This is a genomic window from Mesorhizobium sp. NZP2077 (genome assembly GCF_013170805.1).
Lineage (GTDB): Bacteria > Pseudomonadota > Alphaproteobacteria > Rhizobiales > Rhizobiaceae > Mesorhizobium.
Genome location: NZ_CP051293.1, coordinates 2783974 through 2799844, shown reverse-complemented (window position 1 = coordinate 2799844; position 15871 = coordinate 2783974). Strand labels below are relative to the sequence as shown.

Sequence of the window (15871 nt, the reverse complement as noted above, 5' to 3'; positions counted from 1 at the left end):
TGATGGACACCATGGAACCCCACGGACGCGGGTTGGCGGCCGATATTTTGACGTTGGAAGTTGCTAATGCCAGGGAGCGCATCAACCGGGCTGAGTTCGCGCTTGAACGCTCCCAGGAAATGCTGGCCGAGAATCTCGCACTGCGCAGCAGGATGCGGCGTTTGGTCGAGGCCACAGACCGCTTGGTGAAGATCGGTCGCCGCAGCGATAAAGAAGATCGCGCGGGTTAATCAGGCCGACGTCTCGTTCGTCGCCATCCTCGGGCCAGCCGCACCAGTATTCCCTTTGAATGCATTCGCCACCAGCACAACATGGGCCCGCTGTTTTCTTCCGAGGCAGCGGGCTTTCCTTGTACACCTAACAAACCGCCCGTTTAGGTGTCACCCGACCCGCCATCGGCACAGGGCGCGGGCCGGCCGAACCTGGCTGTCTTCCACGCCCTCCCAGCCTCCCGCTTGAGCGTTGGACCTCGGTCCCTGAGCCTGCATGGTTTGCGGGGACGACGCGGAATCGCCATCCGCGAGTGCGCGCAACACCCGCAGCGTTGCCGTGTGGTTGGTGAAGCGGTTGTTATCGAGCTTGATCGGGTCGCCTGCCTTGAGCGCGAAACTGCGGCGACGCAGCGCTCGGCTGCATCAGGAATCGACTCAAGTCAAGACGATACCGGCTTGCGAGCCGGGTATTTTGCTGACATGCTCGCTTTCTTATATATGGGGTTTTGCACTGTGGCAGGTGTTCAAATGGAAGGGCAAAAGCATGGCAAAGGAATCTTCGAATTCCGTTTCTTCAGAAAAGAAGGCGGACGGAAATCTTATAGGTAACGCAGACGGAAACGGGCTGAACTTCATGGGGGTCCAGGCTCGCGAAAACGGGGGCTCCGGCGACCCTGTAGGTGTCGACAAGATACGTGATCTGCTGTTCGGCAACCAGATGCAGGACTATGACCGCCGCTTTTCCAAGCTTGAAGAACGGGTCTTGCAGCGCTTCAAGGATGTCGAATCCGAGGCTAAGCGCAATCTCGACATGTACGAGTCAAATGCAAAGAAGCAGGTTGATTCGCTTGCGGGGCAATTGCGGAACGAAAAAGATTCACGAGCCGACGCCGACAAAGAGATTGATCGGAATCTTCGCGAGCAAAATCAGGCACTTGAAAAGCAGGTGCGCGCGTTGTCGGATCAATTGAGCGCGCTTGAGCGCGACGTTGCCGACCGGATAAATCGAAACGATCATTTACTGCGTGAGGAAATCAAGCAGAAGAATGAAGGCGTTCAGATGCTGATAGAGAAAATGTTTGCCGATCTCAGCAACGTCAAGACCGACCGAAATCTTTTGGCCGGCCTGTTTGTCGAGGTTGCAAAATGTCTGAATCAGGATCCCGTCGGCAGCAAGAGCAACTCGGACCGTAGCTGGAAAGTGAGTTGATGGGACCTTGACGTCAACCGTCGACCCAATCAGCCTTCCGCAAAGAACAGCCTCGAACGATACAGAGATTGATCGCGAGGCTCTGGCTCGTCTTTTGATAGAAATTGCCCGGAACGTTGATCCGGATTACCGAGCGCGTTTCGACGGAGTTCCAACCGCCGATCCTCGCATGGAAACGCTGCGCCAGTTGCTGGTCAGCCGCGAAATTTCAGAGCTTTCACGGGTTACGCATCTGCTGGACGAACCGGAGCAGCTCGCGGCAGCCGTGGGCGACGTTCTTCCCAGTGCGGCCGCACGCGCGCCTCATGCGCAACTCGGCGAGGCCCTTGCGCCAGCTGTCGAAAGGGCTGTGCAACGGTCAATCCAGAAGAGCCCGCGCACGCTGACGGATATATTATACCCGGTGTTTCTGCCGGCAATTCGCAAGTCGATCGGGGAAAAGATCGACCAAACCTTTCAGTCGCTGAATGAAACTTTAAGACATATATTTACCTGGCATGGGCTCAAGTGGAGACTTGAAGCTTGGAGAAGCGGTTCCAGTTTCTCTGAAGTTGTTCTGAAGCATTCTCTTATCTATCGTGTAGAACATGTCTTTCTCATTAGCCGCAATTCCGGACTTTTGATAGCGCATGTAGCTGCTGATAATGCAACGAGCGAGGATCCTCAGCTCATTTCGTCGATGCTTAGCGCAATTCAAGATTTTGTGAAGGACTCATTTAACGAGAAAGAACAGAGCAGTCTGGACACTATCCGTTTTGGCGACCTTCGTCTCTGGTCAGAAGTCGGGCAGTTTGCGACCTTGGTTTCGGTAATCCGAGGAAATCCGCCAGAGGAATTACATGAAATAGTTCGCGATGTATTGCTTCGTATCCATGAGGTGTCCTCCCGGGTTTTAGAGGAGTTTGACGGCGACAGTTCGCAGCTGGCCGGTGTAGAGGCGCAGTTGCAGACATGCGTTGAACTGAAGCAGGAGGAATCGAACCAGGGATTTCCGTGGCTGGTGGCGACCGCGGCCCTGCTGCTTTTGATTCTGGCCGGCGGCTGGTTCTTTCTTTCCTGGCAATCCGGGCAGCGCTGGCAGGCCTATGTGTCGCAACTGGAGACCCAGCCGGGCATCATCGTTGCCGAGCAAAAGGTACGTTATGGCCAATTCTACATTGCCGGCCTGAGAGACCCGCTTGCCGCCGATCCGCAGTCGCTGTTGTCTGGAACGCAGGTCGATCCCGCCCGCGTTCATTCGCAGTGGAAATTCTATCAGAGCCTTGAGCCGGAGTTCGTGTTGAAGCGGCTGACGGCGTCGCTGGCTCCGCCGGACACAGTACGACTTTCGATCGCCAATGATCGTATCGTTGCCGAAGGCGAGGCTCCTGCCACGTGGATCAACCAGGCGCAGGCCGCCGCCCGGCAGCTTTCGGCAGGCGGGCCGGTATTCGATATCTCCAGGGTCCGTGATGTAAGCCTCGAAGAACGCGAGGCGGATCGCTGGCAGGCCTATGTGTCGCGACTGGGTACCCAGCCGGGCATCATCGTTGCAGAACAGAAGATACGCGACGGCCAATTCTATGTTGCCGGCCTGAGAGACCCGCTTGCCGCCGACCCGCAGTCGCTGTTGTCTGGAACACAGGTCGATCCCGCCCGCGTTCATTCGCAGTGGCGGTTCTATCAGAGCCTTGAGCCGGAGTTCGTGTTGAAGCGGCTGACGGCGTCGCTGGCTCCGCCGGACACAGTACGACTTTCGATCGCCAATGATCGCATCGTTGCCGAAGGCGAGGCTCCTGCCACGTGGATCAACCGGGCGCAGGCCGCCGCCCAGCAGCTTTCGGCAGGCGGGCCGGTATTCGATATCTCCAGGGTCCGCGATGTAAGCCTCGAAGAACGCGAGGCGGATCGCTGGCAGGCCTATGTGTCGCGACTGGGGACCCAGCCGGGCATCATCGTTGCAGAACAGAAGATACGCGACGGCCAATTCTATATTGCCGGCCTGAGAGACCCGCTTGCCGCCGACCCGCAGTCGCTATTGTCTGGAACGCAGGTCGATCCCGCCCGGGTTCATTCGCAGTGGCGGTTCTATCAGAGCCTTGAGCCGGAGTTCGTGTTGAAGCGGCTGACGGCGTCGCTGTATCCGCCGGATACAGTACGACTTTCGATCGCCAATGATCGCATCGTTGCCGAGGGCGAGGCTCCCGACACCTGGATAGATCGGGCGCGCGCAGCGGCCCGACAGCTTTCGGCAGGCGGACCGGAATTCGACATCTCCAAGGTTCGCGATGTGAGCCCCGAAGCACGCGCGGCGGAGCATTGGCAGTATTATGTCTCGCGACTTGAGGCCCAACCGGGAATCATCGTCGCCCAGCAAACGGAGAGGGGCGGACATTTCTACATTTCCGGCCTGAGAGACCCGCTTGCCGCCGACCCGCAAGTTCTGCTGCACGGAACGCAGGTTGATCCTGCGCGCGTTCATTCACAATGGCAATTCTATCAGAGCCTTGATCCGAAGTTCGTGGTGAAGCGGCTGGAGGCTTCGCTGACCCCGCCGAAATCGGTTCTGCTTTCGATCATCCAGGGTCGCATCGTTGTCGCGGGTGAGGCTCCCGCCAACTGGATCAGCCGGGCGCGGGCTGCCGCCGAACAACTTTCGGCGGACGGAGTGGTTCTGGATGTTTCGCAACTGCATGAGCTGGACCTTGCAGAACTCAATCATTTGAGAGACGCCATCCAGACGACCGATATTTTCTTCTCTTCCGGCAAAGTTGTGCCGGGACCGGAGCAGATGCCGGTTCTCGACAGGTTGGCGGATCAAATAAAGGAATTCGCCCAAAAAGCCCGCGAGTCAGGCGTAACGGCGCGGTTCATGTTGACCGGCCATTCGGACGGCACGGGCCGTGAGACGGCCAACGCGTCGATCAGCGCCGCCCGCGCGGAGACAGTTCGTGCGCTTCTCAACAAGCGCGGCGTCGCTCCGGAACTGCTGCTGGTTCGGGGCGCGGGCACCTTTGAGCCGGCTGTGCCAGAAAATAGTCAAACAGGTAGCTCAACCAATCGCCGGGTTTCGGTTACGGTAAACCTGGACTAGGGCGGAGCCCAAGATGTTGCAAAAAAAGATCTGCATGCTGGGCGGGTTCTCTGTCGGCAAGACGAGCCTGGTCCGCAGGTTTGTGCAAAGCATCTTTTCAGAAACCTACCTGACCACGGTGGGCGTGAAAATCGACAAGAAGAGTGTCGCACTACCGGACAAAACCGTGGATCTGATTTTGTGGGATTTGGCCGGCGAAGATGATATCGGCTCATTCCGCGTCAGCCATGTGCGAGGTGCGACAGGGCTCGTGCTTGTCGTCGATGGAACCCGCGCCGCCACTCTTGTCGCCGCACTCACGCTGCGCGAGCGGGTCGAGGCCGAATTCGGTGCCATGCCGTTTGTATTGCTGTTCAACAAATCCGATCTGGCCGATAAGTGGGTGATACCGGATGGTGAGATTGACGAACTGAGGCAACGTGGATGGCAAATCTATCTGACAAGTGCGCTTACGGGTGAACATGTCGATGATGCGTTTCGTCAACTTGCTTCGATGGTTACCAAATAGACCATGCATAGATTGCCAAAAGAAGTCGAAAACTGGACTTACAATCTATTCTACAACGAGCGTTCTATCGCATATGTGAAAATCGACGCCCAGCTTTGCATAGCTGGGAAGGGCGGTAACGTTAAACATTACGGGCTCTCATCGCTTCGCATCGGCAAGCCAGTTACCGCTCAGCTTGAATTCATGGAAGGTTTGCTGCCTTGCCCCGAGCTTCCATATCATATGCCTATGGTCGAACTGCCCAGCGGGCGTGTCGCGGATCTTCATCTTTTTGCTGACGATGACTGCGTGTGGCTGCTCTTTCTCGACGTCACTGCCGAACGAGACAATAAGCAGCGGCTTCAACAGAAGGCTTATGAAATGACGCTCCTGCAAGAGAGGGAGCGTCAACTCAACGAGAAATTACAATCGATGAACGAGGCGTTGAGGGAGAGCCAAGAGGGATTGCAGCGTGAATACCAGCGCGCCGAAACCCTGCTCCTCAACATTCTTCCGGCGTCGATCGCGGAGCGGTTGAAGTCAGACGAACAAATTGCCGACAACCACGCAGAGGTAAGTGTGCTTTTTGCCGACATCGTCGGTTTTACGGAAAGAGCGCGGAGCGTCGGAGCCGTGACAACGCTCGCTATTTTAAATTACTTCTTCAAGGCGGCGGATCGGCTGTCGGACCAATATGGCTGCGAAAAGATCAAGACAATCGGCGACTGCGTGATGGTGGTCGCCGGCATGCCCGCCGCGCGATCCGATCATGCAGAAGCCCTCGCGCGCTATGCACTTGAGCTGCGGGAGGCGGTTCGGCACGAACGCTTCGCCGGAGAACGGCTAAGGCTCAGAATTGGAATTAACTCGGGACCAATCGTCGCGGGCGTCATAGGCAAAAAGCGGTTTGCCTACGACCTGTGGGGCGAGACCGTTAATCTCGCCGCACGTATTCAAACGTCCGCGGAGCCCGATGAAATCCGTATTTCGGATGCAACCCGCAGACTGCTTGGGCCAAATTTTGCTTGTGACCCACTCGCGGAAACAGAACTGCGTGGTACAGGCAGAGTGCGAATGTGGCGCCTCCCGGCTTGATTTGCCGCTTGGCGGTGCGACACGCACTGCATCTTGTGGCCTGTCCGTTGACCTGGCATTCACATCGAACGCGTGCGCTCATTAGAGCGTTTCACCGTTTCACGGAAACGGCGAACCGCTCTGTACGCCTCCGGCGAAGGCCGCCTTGCGCGAGCATGGCACGGTAGCGAGGCTGCGCTCTTAAGGTCGTCCTTACGAGCGAAGTTAGCAGCACAGCATGAGCCATGTGACGTTATTGACCGGACCGGAGCGTCGTCGTCGTTGGCGTGAAGAGGATCAGTTCCGGATACTGGCCGCGGCATTCGCGCCCGGGGCCACGGTGGCAGCGGTAGCGCGTCAGTACGATGTCGCGACCAGCCTGATCTATAAGTGGCGCCGAACGCTGAGAGCCCGCGAGACAGGCTTTGCGGAAGTTGTCGTGGTTCCCGATGAGCCTGTCGCCGCTTCGGTGCCGGCGGCGGCCCCAGCGGTGATCGAGCTGGAGATCGCCGGCAAGGTGCGGCTGCGGATTCCGCTGACCACACCGCCGACACTCGCGGCGGCGATGGTGAAGGCGCTGGGCGTTTCATGATCCCGGTTCCGAGCCAGGTGCGGATCTGGTTGGCGGTCGGCCGGACCGATATGCGTCGCGGAATGCAAGGCCTCGCTCTGCAGGTCCAGGAGACGTTGGGCCGGGATCCGCATGCCGGGGATCTTTATGTCTTCCGAGGCCGCAGCGGCAATCTGATCAAGATTATCTGGCATGATGGGCTCGGCATGTCGCTGTATGCAAAACGGCTCGAAAAGGGCCGGTTCCTATGGCCGTCGCCGGCGGACGGCACGGTTTCCATATCACCGGCGCAGCTCGCCTACATGCTCGACGGGATCGATTGGCGCAACCCGCGCCACACGTTCCGCCCCCAGCGCGCGGGCTGAGTTTTTCTTTGAGTTTGCGCCATTTTCCGCGAGTCAGCGGACGCGTTTTATGATTCACTCCAGGACATGGTTGCCACCGCCCTGGATGCTGTTCCGGACGATATCGGTGCGCTGAGAGCAGCGCTGACCGCGGCGCTGGCCAGAGCCGAAGACGAGACCGCGCGCGCTACGCTGATCGAGGCCGAACTGGCGGTCGCCAGGGCCAAGGCATCGGATGATGCGGCGCTGATCGCACATCAGGGTCTGACGATCCGCAAGTTGCAGCGGGCGCTGCATGGTCAGAGTTCTGAACGCTCAGCCCGCCTGCACGACCAGATGGAGCTCACCTTCGAGGAACTCGAGAGCACGGCGACGGAAGACGAGATCGCCGCCGAACAGGCGGCGGCCCGGACCACTGAGGTGGCACCTTATGTGCGCAAACGACCGGCGCGCCAGCCATTTCCAGAGCATCTGCCGCGCGAACGCGTGGTTGAGCCGGCGCCGACCGCTTGCCACTGCTGCGGCGGTCATCGGCTGCGCAGGCTGGGTGAGGATATCACCGAGACGCTGGAGGTGGTGCCGCGGCAATGGAAGGTGATCCAACACGTGCGGGAGAAGTTCACCTGCCGCGACTGTGAGGCGATCAGCCAGGCACCGGCGCCGTTCCACGCCACCCCGCGCGGCTGGGCTGGCCCCGGCCTGCTGGCGATGATCCTGTTCGAGAAGTTCGGCCAGCATCAGCCGCTCAACCGCCAGGCTGAACGCTATGCCCGCGAAGGCGTGCCGCTCAGCCTGTCGACGCTCGCCGACCAGGTCGGCGCCGGCGCCGCGGTGCTGATGCCGCTGTTCAAGCGGCTCGAAGCCCATGTGCTGGCCGCTTCACGTCTGCACGGCGACGACACGACGGTGCCGGTCCTGGCCAAGGGCAAGACCGATACCGGCCGATTATGGACCTATGTGCGCGATGACCGGCCGTTCGGCGGCGCCGATCCGCCGGCGGTGGTGTTCTACTATTCCCGCGATCGCCGAGGCGAACATCCCGAGGCGCATCTCGCCGGCTGGAGCGGCATTCTGCAGGCCGACGCCTATGGCGGTTATGGTGATCTCTATGCGACGGGCCGTCAGCCGGCGCCTATTCTGGAAGCCAGCTGCTGGGCCCACAGCCGGCGCAAAGTGTTCGAGCTGGCCGATATCGAAGCGGCGGCGCGCAAGAAGGCGCACGGCGAGAAGCCCAACCTGGTCTATCCGCTAGCGGTTGAAGCCGTGAAGCGCATCGATGCCCTGTTCGATATCGAGCGCGCGATCAACGGCCTGTCGCCAGGCCAACGCCACGCCGTGCGCAAAGAGCGGAGCGCGCCGCTGGTCACCGAGCTCGAGCGCTGGATGATCGAGACGCGCGACAAGCTCTCGCGCGGACACGATCTGACCAAGGCCTTCAACTACATGCTGCGTCGCTGGTCGTCCTTCACCCGGTTCCTCGACGATGGGCGGATTTGCCTATCCAACAATGCAGCCGAGCGAGCCCTGCGCGGCATCGCTCTCGGCAGAAAGTCCTGGCTGTTCTGCGGTTCCGATCGCGGCGGACAGCGCGCTGCCGTTCTCTACAGCCTGATCGTCAGCGCCAAGTTGAATGACGTCGACCCTCAGGCCTGGCTCGCCGATATCCTGGCGCGCATCGCAGCCCACCCAGCACAGCGGATCGATGATTTGCTGCCATGGAATTGGAGATCTGCAAAATTGCGGACCCAACCAGCGGCGGCCTGATCATGCAGCGCAATAAGGTGCATCACGTCTACACCGTCGAACGTGTCGCCAGGGACCTCGGAGTCAGCGAAGCGCTCATCCAGGACCTGACCCTCGGTCTCGAGCCCGAGGACGGCGTCATCTGGGTGTACGGCGCCAACGATGACGACGGGATCTTGGCCTTCACCGATGAAGGCATCGAGGAAGTCAAACTCCTCCTCGAAGAATATCATCGCGTCTCCCCATCGAAAGCTTGACCCAGCACCACGGTGCTCAGGTGCTCAAGCCGCCGGATACGCACGTCTGCGGTCTTCACCGGACGGGTACACCGCTCTAACTCTTTGTTTTGAAGCAATTCCAGGCGGAAAACCGCTCACACTTTTCCTGGAATTGCTCTAGAGCGAGCGCTGTACGAAATTCGATAGCTGCAGCGTGTAACGATTAGATCAAAAGTTTCCTGGCCTGCGAGAGGCCGCTGATTGTTCTGCTCGAAACAACTGCGATGGAAGGTGCAGTGTTTCGGCGGCAGCCCCAGCGCACCTTGAAGTGGGATAATCCCTCGCAGATCGCCTTTGCCACGGGGATACCAATCTCGGATCGCGAAAGGTCTGCGAACCAGACCCGCTGTCCACACACTTCGTCGATTTCATCCAGCAGGTCGTCCACGTCTCCCGTGTCGGCGTTGTCGAGCCCAGCGGCCGGCTCGCCGATGGCGAAACGGAAGTTGCGCACGTCGGCGAAACGCTTCCAACGGGTCATCCGGCAGTCGCCATCGCCAGCCGTTGCATTCCAAGGTCGTTCAATTCGTTCGGCATGGGCCTCCATGGTAGCCTCGGATTGCACCAATTCCAGAAACGCGGACCTGGCGGCATTCACCAAACGGAAGCCGGCTCCGAAGCCAACCGCCATGCCCTCGCCGCTGTCTTCGCAGCTGATCGCCGCTACCACGATGGCCGTCCGGAAGGACGATATGTCCAGAAGCCACAGCCTTCGTCCCGTGGCGCGCCGATGCTGCTGGATATGAGACGCCAAGCCCTGGTCATTAAGCTGCGCGACATCCAGCCGCGTTCTCAAGGATCCTCGGTGCCACCAGATGCCGGTGGCGTCTCGCTCTACGAGTTCAAGCAAGGCGCGAGTCCTCGCATCGGCCCGCGTCGTGCCTGCCGCGCAGCCATTGGAGTCGACGTTCAAGCTTGCATCGTCATATGCGACATCGCCTAAGCGGCCGTAGCAAAGAAATGCCGGACAGAGCGCTGTCGTGTCGTCATGGAAGCTTTGAACGTGCACCCATAGCCCAGGACTGCCCAAGTGATCCGCCGAAGGGATTGTATCCCAACCGTGCCATGCTCTGTTGAGCCGGGCGCGATTGTTGATCTGCTCCTGCGAGAAGCCCAGCACATCAACCGCATCGATCCTCATCCCATCCACTGGACAGGCGATGTGTGCTGACGCCGTGACGTCGTCGGCTCTGCAGGCCCAACTGGAAATCTCCGCAGCCTCTCCCAGGCAAGCCAACACGGCCCCGGCAGCATCGAAGCCTTTGCCACTTGCTGTAATTCGTTCCTCACTGCCTTCGAAGGGAGCAATATTGGACATTGCCAGGAACCCGCCTGGTACATCGAACACTTCAACGCCAATGTCGTAGCGGGTAGCGAAGCGCAAAAGCGGCATGCCATTGCCAGGCGCGGCAGAAAGGGTCGCAGCCAGATTCGCCAACACATCAAGATCATGGGCACGCGACCGGCGGCGCTCGGTGATTCCGTCTTGGATCAGCGTCAACAACTGGTCCCGCTGCGGCAGCGATGCGAGCTTTATCCAATGCGGCCCTTGCAACAGCAACTTGGCTCTTCCAATATTTTAGCGTCTGCTGTTTACGTGGGGTAAGCGGTCTCCACCATGGACCGAAACGAGACGATAGCCGGCGGAGTTGACAATTTCCACAGACGGTCTGGCGATTAGGCTAATCGGCGGTTTCGAGCTTCGCAAGGGCGCGGAGACCCTGTCGTTGGGCAAGCGGAAGGCCTGCGCTATCCTCGCCTATCTTTTGCTGAGCGGCAGGTCACGCGAGACGCGCGGGCGACTGGCGGCATTGCTTTGGAGCGAACAGGACGAGGAACATGCACGCGGATCGCTGCGCCAGTGCATCAAGGACCTCAGACGCTTGGCAACCGAAACCAGGCTCAATTTCCTCACGGTGGACAAACTCGTCCTTGGGATCGATCCGACCTCGATACGTTCCGACATGGATGAGCTCGAGCGGGCGCTTGACGACCGCAATTATGACCGTGCCCTGCTGTTGTTGGGCAAAGCCAGGGATGGACTTTGCGCCGGTTTGGATGACTGCGATCCCGTCTTCGACAATTGGTTGAGAATGCAGTCGACCATGATGACCGACAGGCTGGTCACACGGCTCGCAGCCTGGCTGGCGGCCGAGACGGACCCAAGACAGCGCAAATCCATCGCGGCGTGTATCCTGCAACTCGATCCGTTTTTTGATGATGCCGTGGTGGAGACCATCCGGCGCGTCTGTCAGGAAAGCGGCTACGCCCGCGCCCGGGCCTTCTTCGAGCGCTATGCGGCCGAACTGAAAGCGGACATGGATCTGCGACCACCAGGTGAGATACTGCGCCTCGTGGAGGCGCTGAAACCGGGCAAGGGCGAAGAGAAGCAGGCAACTGGCCCCGGCCTTGTGCAAAGCGAGCACGACAGCCGCATCCCGGGAAAGCCGATGATCGCCATCATCATTGCCAGGCGCGAAGCGGAGAACGAACATCTGCAATTTGCCCTGGCGACTGAGCTTTTGGCTTCGATATCTCGCTTCAGGCATTGGACAGCTCTGTCGACGGAGTTGCAAACGAGCCGGATCTCGTTCGAGGACGTGCGCGTGGCCGCGGGTGAAAACGTGGATATTGGCGTGCTCATCCGCCTGATCGACGCAGACGTGCCAGCCGTCTTCGAGATCAGCTGCTATGACTTCCTGCAAGGCGGGGAAGCCTTCAGGCTGACTGTTCCTTCTGATCCGTCGTCCTGGCGCTCGGCCTTCAACGAGGTCTGCGCGCGTTTTTCCGCGCGCCTGCAGATCGCGTTGTCCAGTGCCAGGCTGCACCGCATATCGCAGACCTCACCAAACCATTTTTCAGCCTATGATTGCTGGCTGGACGGCCAGCGCCTTTCGATCATGTGGCGCAAGGACACCGAAGAGGCCGCCATCGCCCGCTACGAGGAAGCTATCCGGCTTGATCCCGATCTGTCCTGCGCCTATTCCAGCCTCGCAGCGGTGCTCAACTCGCGCTGGATCGTTGTTCCGGGAGCGCCTTCAATCCAGCAGGACCTCACGCGCGCATTCGAGCTGGCCAAGCGTTCGGTCTTGCTCGATCCATTCGACCACCGCAATCAGGTAAATCTGGCCTGGAGCCACCTCCTGGCTCGACGCTGGGATCTTGCGGATTTCCACTTCAGCCTGGCGCATGAGCAGAATGCCGGCAATCCCGCGACGCTGATCGCCTATGCCCTGGCAAGTTCGTTCATGGGATATCACGAGCGGGCACTTGAGCTTTCGAAACGATGTTTCGAACTCAACCCGATGCCCGATGCGCACTATCATGGCTACCAGGCGACCATTGCCTTTTTGGCCGGCGATCTTGAGGGGTGCGTGGACGCCGCCGCCAAGTGCGATCAGCTGTTCGCTGACATCCATGGCTGGTCGGCAGCAGCCCTCGCTCTGCTGAAACGCAATCGCGAGGCCGGGGACGAGTTCAGGCGTTTCCTGCGCAACCTCTCCGCGGCATGGCAAGGCCAAGGTAGGCCTGATCGCGCGCTCGCTGTCGATTGGTTCAGTACCGCGTTTCCCATTCGCCATCCGGCCGACCAGGTGAAGCTGGCACGCGGTATCGAACTGGCAGCGCAGTCGGGCTGAAGCAATAATCCTGAGTTACGCCGCGCCGGGCGCTACTTGCAGCGCGACATGACATAGTCGCCGAGGCGGCTGTAATAGGCACGCAAACGGTTCTGCTTGATCTGGTCGGGCGGGCCGGCGTTCGGATCGGTCTTGTAATGATCGGGAAATGTGTAGTCCTCGCCGGGTCCATCCGCCGGCGCAATGGTGGCGATCGTTTGCTCGACGTCGCCGGTGAAGGGAAAGGCGATGTTCGCGATCAGGTCTTCGTCGAAGTATGCGTTGATGGTGATCTCCTCCCAGGTTTTGTCCCTGGGGGTCATAAACCCACGCAACAGAGCCTTCATCGCCTGCTGATCTTTATTTCTGAAGATCGCTTGTTTGGCCGGATCCTTGATCAGATCCCGGATGAATTCGCCAAGCGCCTCGAACTCCACATCCTTGAACTTCACCATGCCCACTTCCCCCTGTTAGACCAGATTGAACACTGTAGCGCCGCCGCTATCAGCGCTGATTGTTGATCAGGCCGCCAAGCACTTCGTCCGGTACCTTCGCAGTATCATTGAGATCGAGCAGTCCTGCCAGCGTTTTCGGCTCCACGTCCGGGATGAGCCTGCCAGAAGAGAGATTCGTATCGGCGGCCTTGAACAGTGCGGATGCGATCGTGGCGGCCACGACATAGGAGCCAACCGGGCCAAGATGGCTGCCGTCATTGCCAAGAACGGACGCCTCCTGGATGATGTAGTAAGAGAGAGGTGTTTGGCTCAGGAACTGCGGGTAACGTTGCAAGGCGGCCTGAAGGCGGCCGGCATTGTAGATGTAGCGTTTGGCGCAGGCCGCCGTGGGCAGCATGTCATTGCCCGTCAGGACCGGCACATCGATGCCGTTGTCACCCAGGGCGCTCTTCACCGCCCCGGCCACGTCCTGACCGGACGGCAAACCCAGGTCATAACAGCGCCAGCAATCCATGAAGGCGACCGGCCGGATTGTGCCGTTCAATTCCGAACTCAGGCCGGCAATCGTCAGTTCTTTCGACAGGAATGGTCCTATGCGCCTGGCACTTTGAGCTTTCGACGGGGGGTGCGCCGAGGCAAACCGGCTCCAGTCGACGATCCAGTTCTCCGGTATCGGTATCTCCCCACCCGGGCGCAGGCTGGAGAAGGACAGCATTCTGCGCAAATTGGCTGGGTCTTCGGCCGACCTGTCGTTCACGACATAGAATTGCCGCACCATGGCGTGGGCAAAACGCGACGCCCCGAAAGTGAATTCCAAGGGCAGCGCATTGAACGTCTCAAGCGCCGAGACTCCCGTGCCTTGAAAATCGTCGCTGGCGAAAAAATGATCCCATATGTCGGGAGCCAGGACCTTTCTCAGATAGTCGTTGATGACCACGGTACGATAAACCGAGGTCAGGTAGACCCTGGCACGCCTGTAGGCTTCGGCTGGATTGGACGTGCCGCTGCCAAGCAGCAGGTCCACGATCCTGTTGTGGATGCACATCAGGGTGCACAGCAGTTGCGAGAGGACAAGATTGTCGTCGTTTCGTGGGTCCGCCACCAGCGGCCGATATGGCGACCGCCGACCCTCGACACTGATGAACTTGCCCGACATGTCGATGCGCGGCAAATCGCGCCCCGGCACCGTCTTGCGATCGACCGGAAGCATACTGTCCTTCATGCAAGGCAAGCCGATCGGAAACCGGCAGGCCGTCAAATCCGCTCCATCGGGAACATCGTAGAGATGGGCGTCGACGATGGGCCCCCTTCCATAGAGCCCCGAAAGATCAAGACCTTGCGAGGACGCGTTCTTCAAATGATGTGTTTTGCCTGTCGGCTTGGGCAACCCGAATATCTGGCTGAAGACGATGTCGTGGAAAACGAACTGGCCGAAATAGGTAAAGCCGGCCGGTGTCGGGCTGAGGTCACCGTCCTCGAGGCCATCGCTCGGGCCAACCATTTCCGTCGTGATGTCCAACAAAGCCGCCTTGGTGCGGTCGATGGCGCTCTCGTCTTCGGTTGCCGCAAACAAGGCGATCGGCATGTCCGCCAGGGACGGGAATAGCCTGATGCCTTGCAAGGTGGGCTTGTCGTTGAGCCCGTCATCTGAACTCTGGTTTGACCGGTTCGGAACGTTAGCGGCTTCGAAGGAGGACGTTTCGCCGTGGAGCATCGAAGTAAACCTCGTTTTCCAGATGATGAATGCGGCCAGGCCAGTAGCTTGGCATGAATTGGGAAGTAGAAACAGACTTGCCCGTCGTGGTGGGAATGGCGCCGCTCCAGAGCGGCCCGACATTGCCGAAGCAATCATGGCACTGACGGATCGAGCTTTGGACCCGCCGAGACAGCGGCGAAAAGCACACAGGAGAGAATGACGCCCGCACCCAGAAACCCGTCGGGAGAAAGCCGTTCACCGAGCAGGGCAGCGGCGGAAATAGCGGCGAATACGCCTTCTCCGCTGCAGATCACCGCCGCATGGGAGGATGTGGTGTAGCGCTGTGCGGAAGTCTGCAGGTAAAAGCCGACGGCGGTCGAGAACACGCCGAGCATGATAAGTTCGGGCCACGCTGACACAATTGCGGGAAACGTCATCGTGCCCTGCAGCGCGAAAGGCAGCGTGGCAACGGCCGTGCCCACGAACTGCGCGGCCGCTGTCGCGAAGGGATGGCCATGCGCCTGCACATGGCGCCCGAGCTCGACCGTCCACACCGCAAAGCAGATTGCGGACAGGATGGCGAACGCGTCGCCAGCGGTTGCCGAACCATCGAAGCCGCCCGCCAGGAGGGTCGATCCCACGACCGTCAGAATTGCGACGAACAGGATCAGTGCACTTGGACGCTCCCTCATGATCAGCCATGCGGCGATCGGCGTGATGACGGTGGAAGCGCTGATGAGGAGGCTCGAATTCGTCACCGTCGTGCTGACATAGGACAGTTGCTGGACCACGCAGCCGAGGGCAAAGAGCAGGACCACTCTCGTCACACTTGGAAGCCAGCCGGTGTTGGCCAGGGGGGCACGCTCCCGCACCGCGAACGGCAACGTCACCAGTGCGGCGATCACGCTGGTCAGGAAAACAACCGCCATCGGATCGAGGTGGGCCAGTATGGTCTTGTGGAACACATTGCCCACTCCCCAAATGACCGCGGCAAGCATCAGCAGGGAATTTGCCTTGAATCTGGACATGACTGATCGCATCGCCGCAGCGGGCAATGGCTCCAAAGGTTTGTGATCGGGTTTGAAAGTGGTGACCAGGGTCGACCGACCCC

Annotated in this window: 14 protein-coding genes; 10 read left to right on the top strand and 4 right to left on the bottom strand. The window is 59.7% G+C overall.

Features of this window, described 5'->3' with window-relative positions:
• Positions 1–2: 2 nt before the first annotated feature.
• The 9 genes from HGP13_RS13695 (at position 3) to HGP13_RS13655 (ending at position 8971) form a co-directional block, all read left to right on the top strand.
• On the top strand, positions 3–230 hold the full coding sequence (locus tag HGP13_RS13695) for a hypothetical protein (RefSeq protein WP_246707358.1): 228 nt from the start codon (positions 3–5) through the stop codon (positions 228–230).
• A 367-nt stretch (positions 231–597) separates the two neighbouring features.
• Positions 598–1422: a hypothetical protein gene (locus HGP13_RS13690; protein ID WP_246707357.1), complete on the top strand. Its 825-nt coding sequence runs from the start codon at positions 598–600 to the stop codon at positions 1420–1422.
• A gap of 7 nt (positions 1423–1429) precedes the next feature.
• Positions 1430–4495 carry an OmpA family protein gene (locus HGP13_RS13685; protein ID WP_172226026.1) on the top strand — a complete coding sequence of 1022 codons (3066 nt, stop codon included), beginning with the start codon at positions 1430–1432 and terminating at the stop codon, positions 4493–4495.
• Positions 4496–4508: 13 nt separating this feature from the next.
• Positions 4509–5003 carry a Rab family GTPase gene (locus HGP13_RS13680; protein WP_172226023.1) on the top strand — a complete coding sequence of 165 codons (495 nt, stop codon included), beginning with the start codon at positions 4509–4511 and terminating at the stop codon, positions 5001–5003.
• A 3-nt stretch (positions 5004–5006) separates the two neighbouring features.
• A complete protein-coding gene (locus HGP13_RS13675; protein WP_172226020.1) occupies positions 5007–6077 on the top strand; it encodes an adenylate/guanylate cyclase domain-containing protein in 1071 nt (356 codons plus the stop codon).
• Positions 6078–6294: 217 nt separating this feature from the next.
• Entirely contained in the window at positions 6295–6648 is a 354-nt protein-coding gene (locus HGP13_RS13670; RefSeq protein ID WP_172223789.1) for a transposase, read from the top strand.
• The gene (gene tnpB / locus HGP13_RS13665; protein WP_006201720.1) at positions 6645–6992 is read left to right on the top strand and encodes an IS66 family insertion sequence element accessory protein TnpB; all 348 of its coding nucleotides are present in this window, start codon (positions 6645–6647) and stop codon (positions 6990–6992) included. The genes HGP13_RS13670 and tnpB overlap by 4 nt, the downstream gene beginning before the upstream one ends.
• 66 nt (positions 6993–7058) lie before the next feature.
• Entirely contained in the window at positions 7059–8735 is a 1677-nt protein-coding gene (locus HGP13_RS13660) for an IS66 family transposase (RefSeq protein WP_172223785.1), read from the top strand.
• Complete coding sequence (locus tag HGP13_RS13655; protein WP_348647072.1) at positions 8687–8971, top strand: hypothetical protein; 285 nt, start codon at positions 8687–8689, stop codon at positions 8969–8971. Before HGP13_RS13660 ends, HGP13_RS13655 begins: the two co-directional genes overlap by 49 nt.
• Before the next feature lie 184 nt (positions 8972–9155).
• On the opposite strand, the gene HGP13_RS13650 is transcribed toward HGP13_RS13655, so the two are convergent.
• Positions 9156–10553: a YcaO-like family protein gene (locus tag HGP13_RS13650; protein WP_172226017.1), complete on the bottom strand. Its 1398-nt coding sequence runs from the start codon at positions 10551–10553 to the stop codon at positions 9156–9158.
• Between the two features lie 88 nt (positions 10554–10641).
• Here HGP13_RS13650 and HGP13_RS13645 point away from each other — a divergent pair, with 88 nt between their 5' ends.
• Positions 10642–12630, top strand: a complete 1989-nt coding sequence (locus tag HGP13_RS13645) for a hypothetical protein (protein ID WP_172226014.1) — start codon at positions 10642–10644, stop codon at positions 12628–12630.
• 32 nt (positions 12631–12662) lie between these two features.
• Here HGP13_RS13645 and HGP13_RS13640 read toward each other — a convergent pair whose 3' ends face one another.
• The 3 genes from HGP13_RS13640 to HGP13_RS13630 form a co-directional block, all read right to left on the bottom strand.
• The gene (locus HGP13_RS13640) at positions 12663–13046 is read right to left on the bottom strand and encodes a hypothetical protein (RefSeq protein WP_172226011.1); all 384 of its coding nucleotides are present in this window, start codon (positions 13044–13046) and stop codon (positions 12663–12665) included.
• A 67-nt stretch (positions 13047–13113) separates the two neighbouring features.
• Positions 13114–14778: a peroxidase family protein gene (locus tag HGP13_RS13635; RefSeq protein WP_172226008.1), complete on the bottom strand. Its 1665-nt coding sequence runs from the start codon at positions 14776–14778 to the stop codon at positions 13114–13116.
• A 134-nt stretch (positions 14779–14912) separates the two neighbouring features.
• Positions 14913–15788 (bottom strand): DMT family transporter, encoded by an 876-nt coding sequence (locus tag HGP13_RS13630; protein WP_246707356.1) that lies wholly within the window; start codon positions 15786–15788, stop codon positions 14913–14915.
• Between the last annotated feature and the right edge of the window lie 83 nt (positions 15789–15871).